Raw genomic sequence first — 12,769 nt, 5'->3', positions numbered from 1 at the left:
ATCAGAAGCTATATTTCGACGTGCAGAAAAAATGGAGTCGGTTCTGTACAGGCTTTGAACTTATTATTCAGGGGAGAGTTACCGGAGTTTATGAAATAATTGTGTTTTTATGCTGAATAGTTACGTTTATTTTTTTATTTTTATTCAGTGTATAACGAGCATATTTTTGGTATTTCTTGATTTCATTTTCTAAATTTGGCACAGGTTTCCATTCGCCTTTTTCAATCTCTCTTTCTAATTTTAATTCTTCTTTGTCAAGTAGTATTTTTTTCATTGATTATCTCCTCAAATATTTTTTTGTTGATGAACGGCTTGGATATATTGTTTTCAGAAAACAAGTTCCGTCTGTTTCTTCAACAAATGGCACATTATATGCGTATCCATCACGTTCAACAACAAATATTTTTTGTTTTGCTTTCTTTGGATGATTTAATATGGTCATTAGATAACCATTATCAATTAAACATGTTATTTCATCAAAATTAATGCTACGATAATCTTTCAACCATTTATTTTTATCAGGATTCCAATCAAATTTCATATTTGCATTATATGACAATGTCTATCTTTTGTCAACTATTTTCGTGAATCATATCTTTTCTTGTTGTTTGTCGATGGGATTTCAGAATAGGGATGATAAGTGTCAGAATTCATCAACGATCCGCGCGTCTTCATTAATACCTTGTTGTCTAAGCAATTTCATTCCCCTAAGTCCTAAGTAAGTCCGTAAGTCCGCTACTAAGTCCGCTAAGTCCGTCCCTAAGTCGCTAAGTCGCCTAAGTCGTCCCCCAAAACATCCCCTGAATTGCCATGTTAAAATCTGAATTTATTTTATGTTCTCCATTTTCTTCCAGAATTCATCATGTGTTACTTTTTTCTTCTCCATCCGTTTTTCAGAGTTTTGGAGCATCGATTGAAATTGTTTTGAGTTGAATAAGATTATTCTTTCAAGTTCATCATCGTTTTCAATACCAAGCAATACTGCTGTCACTTTTCCATTTTTTGTTACAACAACTGTCCCTTTATGGCTTTCATTTATATATTCGCTAAATTTTGTTTTTACTTCTGCAAGAGGTGCTATCTTCATAATTCTATCTCCTTTGCTCCTACAAAGAGCTTGTTATTAATCTTACGAGCAATCATATGAATCCATACTTCTTGCTTTTCAGAAAGTATGGAATAAAATACTCTAAATATATTATTATGACCAAACCTTATTTCCCATTTATTATCTATTGGAGGTTTTTTTAAAGGTTTTTTATTTTTTGTTTCAACATCAGGTTGATACGTCAATTGTAATTCAATTTCTTCTCGTATTAATCGCCAGTATTTCCTTTCAATATGCTCAAGATGTTTACTTACCTCATCGTCATAGTATATTTTATATTTCATTCTGACCATAATAACGACTATTTTATAACATTCTTTTTTGTTTGTCAATCATCATTTTAAGATTCTAATAATACAAAAAAGTTCAATATTTAAGAACATCTTCTATTCTATACTTTATATATATCCATGAAATTCCCAGTTTCTCAGCGTTAATGTCCTCAACTGAAGGAATTAATTCACTTTAAATAGTATTCGAATAACTTTAATCTTGGTAATAAAAGACGTAGATGGCAGTGGGGGAAAGTTGATAATTTGCGGCTCTGCGTATATAGCTATCACTTCGCCTTCTATTTCAGCATTTCCAGAAGCTATCATGGCTTTTACATAATTAGGATAAAAAAGAAATTTAACATAAGTAAAGGCAGATAGGGGAGCTTGAGTGGTCGAAACACCCCGACCCCTCAAATAATTGTTTGAAGATAAAATAATTTTTGATATAATCTATTGAAAACATAAAACGTTAAAAGTAAAACGATAACATAAAAAGGAGTTATATGCCGAAGAGTTATAATGTGGCGGTGGCCGGGGCGACAGGGGCGGTAGGACAGGAGATGCTTAAAACATTGGAGCGCAGGAAATTTCCCGTAAAAGGGATTTTGCCGTTGGCGTCATCGCGTTCTGCAGGGAAGAAGATAGTTTTCAGAGGAAAAGAATATACTGTCCAGAAATTAAAAGAGAATTCATTCAGGGGTATAGACATAGCTCTTTTTTCCGCGGGCGCGGAAAGAAGCAGGATGTTCGCTCCCGCCGCGGCCAAATCGGGGGCGGTTGTGATCGATAATTCCAGCGCCTTCAGAATGGACAAGGACATCCCCCTGGTTGTGCCTGAGGTCAATCCTCACATGATAAAAAAACACAAGGGGATTATCGCGAACCCGAATTGTTCAACGATACAAATGGTAGTGGCGCTAAAGCCAATCCATGATGTAGCCAGAATCAAAAGGATTGTCGTTACCACGTTCCAGGCTGTTTCAGGCACCGGCGCGAAGGCGATAGTTGAACTTCTGGAGCAGACAAAGGCCCTGATTAATAAAAACAAGTATCCGCCTAAAGTATATCCTCACCAGATCGCGTTTAACTGTTTGCCGCATATAGACGTATTTTTGCCGAACGGATATACAAAAGAAGAAATGAAGATGGTAAATGAAACACGCAAAATCATGGAAGATGATACAATTAAAGTGACAGCTACGACTGTTCGCGTTCCCGTATTTCGCAGCCATTCGGAGAGCGTGAATATCGAAACAGAAAAGAAAATTACACCGGACGAGGCCAGAAAAATTCTTTCAAGATCGCCCGGGATTATTCTTGAAGATGACCCGTCAAAAAACATTTATCCTTTAGCTGTAAACGCTGAAGATAAATATGAGGTATTTGTCGGGCGTATCCGCGAGGATGAGTCGATACCAAGCGGCCTGAATATGTGGATAGTAAGCGACAATTTACTGAAAGGCGCGGCTTCCAACGCGGTCCAGATTGCAGAGGTATTAATTAGAGATTGTTTTTAGAAGCGGGGAGGACAAAAGTTGGCATTAACCCGAAGGGAATTTTTGAAAATGTTCAGCGGTTTGACAATAACTGCCGGATTTTCTCAAGCCCTTATTCCTGAAATTTACAGGGTCATGGTGGAAGCTTCGGAAACCAAACCCGCGGTGCTTTGGCTTGATGGGATGAATTGTACCGGGTGTTCAATTTCCCTGCTTAATTCCGTGCACCCGAGTATTAAAGAAGTCTTGTTAGAAATAATAAGCATGGGATTTCATCCTAATATAATGGCGGCGTCAGGTGATCTTGCATTGTCGGTGTATGAAGACGCGATAAAAAATAAAAAAGGGCAATATTATCTGATTGTTGAAGGGGCGATTCCGGCAGCGAGCGGTAAATACTGCGGAATTGGTGAGAGGGACGGCAAAGGTATACCGGCGGGTGAATGGGTAACGAGATTAGCTGATTCGGCAAAGTCAATAATTGCGGTAGGACAGTGTGCCTCATACGGCGGAATTCCGGCGGCCGCCGGGAATTATACCGGAGCGGCGGGAGTACAGGATTATCTAAAAAAGCCTGTAATTAACATACCGGGCTGCCCGCCTCATCCTGACTGGATCGTGGGCACAATCGTGCACATTTTGCTTTATGGAATGCCCGAGTTGGATCGTTATGGACGGCCGAAAATGTTTTTCGGCAAATGTATCCACGATAATTGTGAAAGACGGAAGGATTTTGATGAACATAAATTTGCAAAACATTTCAGTGAAGAAGGTTGTTTATACGAATTGGGCTGTAAAGGCCCTGTGACGTATGGGGATTGCCCTCAAAGGCGGTGGAATAATCATGTAAACTGGTGTGTGCAAAGCGGAGCGGGCTGCAGGGGATGCACTGAGCCCGGCTGGCCGGACAATGTTTCACCGTTATTTGAACGGGTACCCTTTAATGGAAGGTGACGGATATGCATAAAGTAACTATTGACCCTGTAACACGTATCGAAGGACATTTAAAAATTGAAGTAGAAATTGAAAACGGTAAAGTTGTCCATGCCCAAAGTTCCGGTGCGATGCACCGCGGAATTGAAACCATACTTGCAGGCAGGGATCCTGTTGACGCGCATGTGCTTACTTCACGTGTGTGCGGGGTATGCCCTGTGTCACACGCGCAAGCCGCTGTTTTATGCGCGGATGAAGCTTTTAAGATTGCTCCTCCGGATAACGGCAGGATACTCCGTAATTTAATACAGGCAGGCAACAATCTAATGTCGCATATTCTTCATTTTTATCACCTTACGGCGCTGGACTATGTTACAGGGCCCGATACTCCTCCTTTTATTCCAAGATATAAAGGAGATTACCGCCTGCCGAAAGAAATAAATGATAAAGCAGTCGAACAATATATCCAGGCCCTGGATATCAGAATGAAGGCCCATGAAATGCTTGCCATTTTTGGCGGAAGGGTGCCAGGTTTATGCGGGACTGTTCCGGGGGGCGCTACAGAGACTGTGACTGTTGACAAAATTACCGATTTTCTCTGGCGGCTGAAGGAAATAAAATCGTTTATTGAAAATAGTTACCTGCCGACAGTGATCGCGGTTGCAAAAGTTTATCCGGATTATTGGAATATCGGTGTCGGGTGTAAAAATCTTCTTTCTTATGGTGTGTACCCCGACGCTTCCGGTAAAAAACTGATTAATGCGGGTGTTTTTTCTGACGGCAAAGATGAGGAATTTGACCATGCGAAAATTACGGAACATGTGAAATACGCGTGGTATAACGATGACAACGGCGGGCTCCATCCAAGTAAAGGTAAAACGACGCCATCATTGGATAAACCAGGTGCGTATTCATGGCTGAAAGCTCCTCGTTATGATAATAAGGTCTATGAAGTAGGTCCCCTGGCGCGTATGTTTATTAACCGGAAACAGGACCCGGTTTTAGTGAACACTATGGAAACATTAGGGATGACTGAATCTAAGGTATTTTCTGTCCTTGGCCGGCACGCCGCGCGCGCGGTGGAATCAAAAATTTGCGCTGATGCGATGGAAAAATGGGTAATGGAATTAAAGCCGGGAAAGCCGGCACACACTCCTTATACCGTCCCAAAGGAAGGCGAGGGGAAAGGGTTGACTGAAGCGTCCCGCGGAGCGCTTGGGCATTGGATGAGGATTGAAAACGGTAAAGTGGCGCTGTACCAGATGATAGTGCCGACGACGTGGAATGGTTCACCTCGTGATGATAACGGGCAGCCTGGTCCGATTGAACAAGCACTGATTGGTACGCCGGTAAAGGATGATAATAACCCGATTGAACTTGTCAGGGTTGTTCGTTCTTTTGACCCGTGTATATCGTGCGCGGTCCATATTCTTGATGCGGATAAGAAACAAAAAATATTTAAAGTATAAAGAGAAATGGAAAAAGTTAAACCGGTGCTTATTCTGGGGATTGGAAATGTTTTGCTTAGGGATGAGGGTGTGGGAGTGCATGTTGCCCGGGAGATGATGAAGATGCCCTTGCCGGAAGATGTTGAAATAATTGACGGCGGTACGTCAGGTTTAGACCTTTTGTTATATATTAAAGGCAGGATTAAAATTATTGTGATCGATTGCGTGCGGGGAGGGGGGACGCCTGGAACAATTTACCGCCTTGCCCCGAATGATTTAGAAAAAGATGAAAATAAAATTATTTCTTTGCACCAGGTTGATTTTCAACAAACATTAAATTTGCTTTCTATGACAGGCAAAGTAATGCCTGATGTGATAATTATCGGTGTTGAGCCGAAAGATTATTCTTCCTGGAACATGGACTTGTCCCCGTCGATAAAAAGAAACATTCCCAAAATAATTGAATTAATAAAAAAAGAGATTTAAATTTCCCTGCCCCTTGACATAAATTAATAATTAGGCTATATTACTGGGCATTAATGAACCCAGCCCTTCTTAGAATGGATAGGGTTTATTATTAGAAAATAAATTATATTTTTGATGTTAAAAAATGGAATTGTAGAAATGAAGAGCTGGGTGAACCCTATATTAAACTGTTATTTTGATATAATTTACGGGAAAAAGAGAGGCATAATTCCCTTTTTTGTTAAGATTTTTTTGTTTATAATATCCAGGTTTTACAGTTTTTTTTTAGAAACGAGGAAAATATTTTATTTTAAAGGCATACTGGAGACAAAAAGACTCCCTGTTCCCGTGATAAGTGTTGGGAATATTACACTTGGGGGGACAGGCAAAACACCGTTTATAATCTGGCTCGCCGGATTTTTAAAAAAAGAGGGATATAAAACCGGCATATTGACAAGGGGTTATGGCAGGAAGAATAAACATCTGACTGTTGTTCTTTCCGCTGATAATGAAATCACGGATTATAACACAGCGGGCGATGAGCCCCTGTTGATAAAGAACCATGTCGATAAAGAAATTCCGGTAGTTATAGGTCCGGACAGGGCAAAAACAGGCTTATTATTATATGAAAAGTTCCGGCCGGAAGTTGTCCTTTTGGATGACGGGTTCCAGCATATTTCAATAAAAAGGGATTTAAATATTGTTTTAATCGATGCCTTAAATCCTTTTGGCAATTTTAAAGTATTTCCTGCCGGAATTTTACGGGAAAAAACCGCTAATTTGAAAAGGGCGGATATTTTCCTTATTACAAAAACAGATTTAATTTCTAAAGCGGAAAAAGATAAAATTGCGGGATTTTTGGAAATAATCGGGCCGGGCACCGTTATTATTGAGAGTATTTTCCGGCCGGGAAAATTTATAAATTTAAAAACCAAAGAGGAATACGCGGTTGAATATGTTTCGCAAAAAAGATGCGCGGCCTTTTCAGGTATCGGGAACCCGGATAGTTTTCTGAAAACACTGGCAAAATATAGTATTTTGCCAATAGATTATGTAAGTTACCCGGACCATTATCCATTTCAGGGAAAAGACATAAATGCAATTCTTGAAAAAAATAAAAATTCCGATTACCTTTTAACAACAGAAAAAGATGCGATAAGGCTTGGTAATTTGGATGATAAGGACTGGGGAAATAAAATTTTGGCCCTTTGCGTGAAATTGGAAATTACAGCAGGGGGAGAAATCCTCAGGGAAAGAATAATTAAAATATTAAAGTGAAAAAAATACGTTATTATTTGGAATATATTATAGTCTCTTTTATTGGTATAATTGTGCGGGTACTGCCGGTAAAAACGGCAATATTGACGGGGGAATATTTAGGGAAATTTGTTTATTATATTATACCAATCAGGAAAAAAACAGCTTTAAATAACCTCTTGATTGCCTTTGGGAAGGAAAAATCCCCCGGTGAAATAAGAAAAATTTGTAAAGATTGTTATGGCAATCTCGGGATGTCTTTGATTGAGTTCCTGAGGTACCCCGGATACAATAAAGAGAATTTTTTCAACTATGTTGAAATTGAAAATGAAGAATATCTTAAGTCGTCGCTTGCAAAAGGCAGGGGTGTAATAATCATTGCCGGCCATTTCGGCAATTGGGAATTTTCCGCCGCGGCCGTAGGCCTTTTGGGTTATCCATTAAGCCAGGTTTCCAAAAATCTTCATAACTATTATCTGAATAAGATTGTTTTAAAATACAGGGAGAGGAAAAACATTAATGTTATCGGGCTGAAAATGGAGGTAAGGGAAATAATACGAATTTTAAAGCAGAACGGCATTGTCGGGATTGCTGATGACCAGGAAGCAAGGCTTCATGGCTTATGGGTTGATTTCATGGGCAGGGAGGCTTTAACCGCGAGAGGGCCTGTGGCTTTCGCGAGAAAAATCGGTTCCCCGCTTGTTCCCTGTTTTATTGTCCGCCAGGGAGATAAAATAACACATAAAATATTTTTTGAGAAACCAATAATAGTTGATTCGATGAATGACGGGGAATATTTATATCAATTTAACAAACTTCTCGAGAAATATGTGCGATTGTATCCTGAACAGTATTTTTGGCTGCATAACCGCTGGAGAACAAAAAGATAGGAGAAACATGGATATAAAAAAGATTGGTGTAATCGGCGCGGGGAAAATGGGGTCTGAAATAGCCCTTTATATCGCTTATCATGGGTTTACTGTTGTTTTAAAGGATGTTTATAAAGAAAATTTGGAAAAGGGGATGAGCAATATCAATGATTTTATTAATGACAGGAAAACAAAAGGCCGTATGACTGAAGAAGAGGTGGGGGGCATTTTATCAAAAATAAAAACCACTCTTGATTACAAGGATGTCAAAAACTGCGATTTGATTATCGAATCGGTCATGGAGGACTTGGATATTAAAAGGGAAGTATTTTATATCCTTGATAATATCTGCCCGGAAAATGTCATTTTTGCGTCAAATACTTCGGCGATTCCTATTACGAAAATAAGCGCGGCAGTTAAAAGAAAAGATAAAATAATAGGTTCTCATTTCTTTAACCCGGTTTTTCTTTCACGGCTTATCGAGATAGTGCCGATTCCCGGGACATCAGGTGAAACAACCAGGACAGTTACGGATTTTTTCGCGCAGGCCTTAAAAAAGAAGATAGTTACATCAAAGGACGGAGCCGGTTTTATTGTAAACAGGCTTCTTGTCCCGTTTTTGAATGAAGCGATAATACTTTTGGATGAAGGGGTCGCGACAAAAGAAGAGATTGACCGCGCGGCGCAGCTGGGTATGGGGCTGCCGATGGGGCCTTTGGCTTTAATGGATAATTTGGGCCTGGATTTATGCCTTAAAGTTGCCGACATTGTTTATGGCGAATACAAAAATGAACGGTATCATGCGGTGGAAACCATCCGGAAGTTAGTTAAAGAGAATAAATTGGGGGTTAAAACAGGAGAAGGATTTTTTAAATACAAAACCTGAAAAAATCAAAAAGAATGCCGTTTAAAAAAAGTTCGATTATATTTTTAATGGTTTATTTGTTCACGGGGAATGGCGTAATTGTTAAAGATGTTTACGCCAAAAATATTTTTAAAATCGGGGAGCGGATGATATACGCCCTGGAATGGAATGGGATAAGAATAGGAGTAAACATTCTTGAATTGGAAGAGATAGAAAAAATAAAAACAAAAGACGCGTATAATATTATTTCAAAGACATATACGCAGGGGTTTATCAATATATTTTTCAGGGTAAAAGACCGCGTGGAAACCTTTGTTGATACCGAGACGAATTTCCCCCTGCTTTACAAAAAAGATATTAACGAAGGAAAGTATCATAAAAAGGCTGTTTATGAATTTAACCATAACAATGGGACGGTAGAAACACCCGGGGGCCGCTATGAAATACAAAGGGGAATTCAGGACCCGCTTTCTATTTTGGCTTATTTTCGTTCTTTGGATATTAAGTTAAATGATATAATTGATATAAAATATTTTTCAGGCACGGAAACCAGGAACCTGCGGGTCAATGTCATAAGAAAGGAAGTCGTTAAGACCCCGCTGGGTGATTTTAAAGCAAATGTTGTTGCTTTTTCAGTGGGGAAACAGGAACGCAACTATCTGAAAACCCAGGTTAATCTATGGGTCTGGTTTACCGATGATGATAAAAAAATTCCTGTTTTTGCAAAATGCAATACGTCTTTTGGCCCTGTGACAGGAACTTTGATTGATTATTTGGAAGGGGAATAATTGATGAGATATAAGATGGTTGATCTTGAAAAAGTAAAAACATATTCGATAAAAAAAAGGTCAAATTTGGTTTCTGAAAAAAATTTTGCAAAACCTTTAAGTAAGAATGTTTCATTTAATGATTTTTATAATTCACTGCCTGATATACATGCCGGGAAGAAGTTCAGGGAAATAGTAGAGTCCGTAGTCAGGGCATATAAAAACAAAAGAACAATTATTTTTATGCTTGGCGGGCATGTTATAAAATGCGGTTTGTCGCCAATTATTATTGATTTAATGAAAAACGGCATTGTAACATCCATTGCTCTAAATGGAGCAGGTGCTATTCATGATTTTGAGATAGCTTTTAGCGGAAGCACTTCAGAGGATGTAGCTCTTAATCTGAAAGACGGGAGTTTCGGGATGGCTGAAGAAACAGGCAGTCTGATGAATTCAGCTATTAATGACGGCGCCAGGAATAATATCGGTATCGGAAAAACATTAGGGAGTACGATTGAAAAATTAAAACTGCCGGGCGTGGAAAACAGTATTTTATACTGGGGAGGAAAACTGGATATTCCGGTAACCGTCCATGTAGCTATCGGGACAGATATTATTCACCAGCATCCCCTGGCCCGCGGGGAATCACTGGGATACGGGAGTTTTTTGGATTTCAGGCTTTTTTGCGGGGTGGTTTCGGATTTGGAAGGTGGGGTTGTTTGTAATTTTGGTTCGGCGGTCATACTGCCTGAAGTTTTTTTAAAGGCCCTGACCACAGCGAGGAATTTAAATTATAAGGTTGAAAGTTTTACAGCGGTTAATTTTGACCAAATTCAGCATTACCGTCCGAATAAAAATGTTATAGAAAGGCCGACAATGAACGGCGGGAAGGGATACAGTTTTACGGGACACCATGAATTTATGTTTCCTCTTTTTGCCGCGAGCATCAAGAATGGATTAAAAAGGGTGAAAAATGGACCAGAATAAAATAGAAACTAAACGGCTTAAAGAGATTTTGAATTCATTCAGGGGTAAAAAGGTGTTGATTTTTGGAGATATTATGGTTGACAGGTATATATGGGGGACGGTGTCCCGTATATCTCCTGAAGCGCCTGTCCCGATAGTAAACATTACAAGAGAATCATATACTTTGGGCGGGGCGACAAATGTTTTAAACAATATTTATGCGCTGGGGGGGGAGGTTTATTTAGCGGGTGTTATCGGCAATGATGATATGGGGAAAACAGTATTTTCTGAAATAAAAAAAATGAACATAGGTGTTGAAGGCATAATAATGGACAATGACAGGCCGACAACATTAAAAACGAGGATTATCGCCCATAACCAGCAGGTGGTCAGGCTGGACAGGGAGAAAAAAGATAAAGTGAAAGATAATATAAAAAACAAAATTATCAAATATTTAGATAATATAATAAAAAAAGCGGACATTATTGTCATTTCTGATTATGCGAAGGGCGTTGTGACGCCTGAGTTAATCAAGTATATAATAAATTTAGCAAAAAATTATGGGAGAAATATTTTAGTTGACCCGCAGGTGGACCATTTTCATTCTTACCATGGCGTGACTTGTTTGACTCCGAACCATCATGAGGCCGGTTTTGCGGCAGGCATCCCGATTGTAGACGAAAAAACACTTGACCTGGCGGCAAAAAAGCTGATTAAGGAATTGAATTGTAAAGGTATTTTAATAACACAGGGGGAAGACGGGATGAGTTATTTTGGGAATAACGGGGATTATTTTCACATACCCGCCATGGCAAGAGAAGTTTTTGATGTGACAGGTGCGGGCGATACGGTAATTAGCGCGTTTAGTCTGGCGCTGGCCTCAGGCGCCAGTATGTATGAGTCGGCGTATATTGGCAACCTGGCCGCGGGTATTGTGATAGGAAAAGTAGGGACTGCCGTTACTACGATAAAAGAAATCCTTCATGAAGTCGAAGTTGAAAGGGTCGGATGGGAAAAATAATTTCCAAAAATATTTTAAAAACGGTTTTAGATAAAGAAAAGAAAAATAATAAAACAATTGTTTTTACAAACGGGTGTTTTGATATCCTGCACCGGGGGCATATTCGTTATTTGAAGAAGGCAAAAGAATACGGCGATATTTTAGTGGTTGGTTTAAACAGCGATTCATCGGTCAGGGCCATAAAAGGTGATAAGAGGCCGGTTGTTCCCGAAAAAGACCGCGCTGAAATTTTATCATCTTTGAACATGGTGGACTATGTGGTAATTTTTTCTGAAACAACCCCCTATGATTTAATTAAATTATTAAAACCGGATGTTCTTGTAAAAGGAGCGGATTACAGGATTTCTGAAATTGCGGGAGCGGATATTGTAAAAAACGGCGGGGGGAAAATAGCAAGGATTAAACTGGAAAAAGGATTAGGGACAAGCGAAATAATAAAAATTATTTCAGAAAGATATAAAAGGCAATGAACCCCGCTCTTCCTGAGATTTGAGAATGAAAGAAGGGCTGAGGGGCAAAAAAATTAGTTTAAATAATAACAACAGGGGGAAAAGCGGGGTGAAGATACTCGGTGTTATTCCGGCCCGTTACGGTTCGACAAGATTAAAAGCTAAACCGTTGATAGATTTTTTAGGTAAACCGGTCGTCCAGCATGTATTTGAAAGGGCAAAATTATCAAATCTACTGGATAAAATAGTTGTTGCCACAGACAGTAATTTAATTTTTGATAAGGTCATGGACTTTGGCGGGGAAGCGGTCATGACTGATCCCGCGCACCAGTCCGGGACGGACAGGGTAGCGGAAGTTGCAAAAAAAATGTCTTATGATATTATTGTGAATATCCAGGGAGATGAGCCGACCATTACCCCGGGACTGGTAAATGAAGCAGTAAAGCCTCTCCTTGAAAATAAAGAGGTATATTTTGCGACATTAAAAACAAGAATAAATTCTTTTGAGGATTTAGTAAACCCGAATGTCGTAAAGGTTATAACCGATAAAAATGGATTTGCCATTTATTTTTCAAGGTCGGTAATACCATATAATTTTAATAAAGAAATAAATTTCAGGGATGAAAATTATTTTAAGCATATCGGGATTTATGTTTACAGGAAAGATTTTTTATTAAAATATGTTGCGTTAAATTGCACGGAACTTGAAAAACGGGAAAGACTGGAGCAGCTGCGCGCGCTGGAACACGGTTTTAAAATAAAAGTGGCGGAGACAAGCGGTGATACGGTAAGCATTGATGTTGCGGAAGATTTGGAACGGGCAAAACAGTTTTTTAAAAAACAAAAATAG

The 12,769-nt window shown here is 39.2% G+C and carries 16 protein-coding genes; 12 read left to right on the top strand and 4 right to left on the bottom strand.

What is annotated here, in order from left to right:
- Positions 1 to 88 precede the first annotated feature (88 nt).
- From AB1498_11945 to AB1498_11930, 4 genes are all read right to left on the bottom strand, one after another.
- A complete protein-coding gene (locus tag AB1498_11945) occupies positions 89 to 274 on the bottom strand; it encodes a hypothetical protein (protein ID MEW6089003.1) in 186 nt (61 codons plus the stop codon).
- 3 nt (positions 275 to 277) lie between these two features.
- Positions 278 to 541, bottom strand: a complete 264-nt coding sequence (locus AB1498_11940) for a toxin (GenBank protein ID MEW6089002.1) — start codon at positions 539 to 541, stop codon at positions 278 to 280.
- Positions 542 to 826: 285 nt separating this feature from the next.
- A complete protein-coding gene (locus tag AB1498_11935; protein MEW6089001.1) occupies positions 827 to 1,087 on the bottom strand; it encodes a type II toxin-antitoxin system Phd/YefM family antitoxin in 261 nt (86 codons plus the stop codon).
- Positions 1,084 to 1,392 (bottom strand): addiction module toxin RelE, encoded by a 309-nt coding sequence (locus tag AB1498_11930; protein MEW6089000.1) that lies wholly within the window; start codon positions 1,390 to 1,392, stop codon positions 1,084 to 1,086. The genes AB1498_11935 and AB1498_11930 overlap by 4 nt, the downstream gene beginning before the upstream one ends.
- Positions 1,393 to 1,886: 494 nt before the next feature.
- On the opposite strand from AB1498_11930, the gene AB1498_11925 reads away from it, so the two are divergent.
- From AB1498_11925 to kdsB, 12 genes are all read left to right on the top strand, one after another.
- Complete coding sequence (locus tag AB1498_11925) at positions 1,887 to 2,900, top strand: aspartate-semialdehyde dehydrogenase (protein MEW6088999.1); 1,014 nt, start codon at positions 1,887 to 1,889, stop codon at positions 2,898 to 2,900.
- 18 nt (positions 2,901 to 2,918) lie between these two features.
- Positions 2,919 to 3,833, top strand: a complete 915-nt coding sequence (locus tag AB1498_11920) for a hydrogenase small subunit (protein MEW6088998.1) — start codon at positions 2,919 to 2,921, stop codon at positions 3,831 to 3,833.
- Between the two features lie 5 nt (positions 3,834 to 3,838).
- Positions 3,839 to 5,281: a nickel-dependent hydrogenase large subunit gene (locus tag AB1498_11915; protein MEW6088997.1), complete on the top strand. Its 1,443-nt coding sequence runs from the start codon at positions 3,839 to 3,841 to the stop codon at positions 5,279 to 5,281.
- A gap of 6 nt (positions 5,282 to 5,287) precedes the next feature.
- Positions 5,288 to 5,746, top strand: a complete 459-nt coding sequence (locus tag AB1498_11910) for a HyaD/HybD family hydrogenase maturation endopeptidase (GenBank protein ID MEW6088996.1) — start codon at positions 5,288 to 5,290, stop codon at positions 5,744 to 5,746.
- Between the two features lie 150 nt (positions 5,747 to 5,896).
- Positions 5,897 to 7,003 (top strand): tetraacyldisaccharide 4'-kinase, encoded by a 1,107-nt coding sequence (gene lpxK, locus AB1498_11905; GenBank protein ID MEW6088995.1) that lies wholly within the window; start codon positions 5,897 to 5,899, stop codon positions 7,001 to 7,003.
- Complete coding sequence (locus tag AB1498_11900) at positions 7,000 to 7,872, top strand: lysophospholipid acyltransferase family protein (GenBank protein ID MEW6088994.1); 873 nt, start codon at positions 7,000 to 7,002, stop codon at positions 7,870 to 7,872. The genes lpxK and AB1498_11900 overlap by 4 nt, the downstream gene beginning before the upstream one ends.
- A gap of 7 nt (positions 7,873 to 7,879) precedes the next feature.
- A complete protein-coding gene (locus tag AB1498_11895) occupies positions 7,880 to 8,737 on the top strand; it encodes a 3-hydroxyacyl-CoA dehydrogenase family protein (GenBank protein MEW6088993.1) in 858 nt (285 codons plus the stop codon).
- Positions 8,738 to 8,751: 14 nt separating this feature from the next.
- A complete protein-coding gene (locus AB1498_11890; GenBank protein MEW6088992.1) occupies positions 8,752 to 9,504 on the top strand; it encodes a DUF3108 domain-containing protein in 753 nt (250 codons plus the stop codon).
- Positions 9,505 to 9,507: 3 nt separating this feature from the next.
- Complete coding sequence (locus AB1498_11885) at positions 9,508 to 10,470, top strand: hypothetical protein (protein MEW6088991.1); 963 nt, start codon at positions 9,508 to 9,510, stop codon at positions 10,468 to 10,470.
- Positions 10,457 to 11,470: a D-glycero-beta-D-manno-heptose-7-phosphate kinase gene (gene rfaE1, locus AB1498_11880; GenBank protein ID MEW6088990.1), complete on the top strand. Its 1,014-nt coding sequence runs from the start codon at positions 10,457 to 10,459 to the stop codon at positions 11,468 to 11,470. Before AB1498_11885 ends, rfaE1 begins: the two co-directional genes overlap by 14 nt.
- Complete coding sequence (gene rfaE2, locus AB1498_11875) at positions 11,458 to 11,940, top strand: D-glycero-beta-D-manno-heptose 1-phosphate adenylyltransferase (protein ID MEW6088989.1); 483 nt, start codon at positions 11,458 to 11,460, stop codon at positions 11,938 to 11,940. Before rfaE1 ends, rfaE2 begins: the two co-directional genes overlap by 13 nt.
- 25 nt (positions 11,941 to 11,965) lie before the next feature.
- Positions 11,966 to 12,769: a 3-deoxy-manno-octulosonate cytidylyltransferase gene (gene kdsB / locus AB1498_11870; GenBank protein ID MEW6088988.1), complete on the top strand. Its 804-nt coding sequence runs from the start codon at positions 11,966 to 11,968 to the stop codon at positions 12,767 to 12,769.

The sequence above is a fragment of the bacterium genome (genome assembly GCA_040754625.1).
GTDB lineage: Bacteria > JACRDZ01 > JAQUKH01 > JAQUKH01 > JAQUKH01 > JAQUKH01.
Note: the sequence above shows the minus strand (reverse complement) of the source record. Positions and strands in the feature narration are given on the sequence as shown.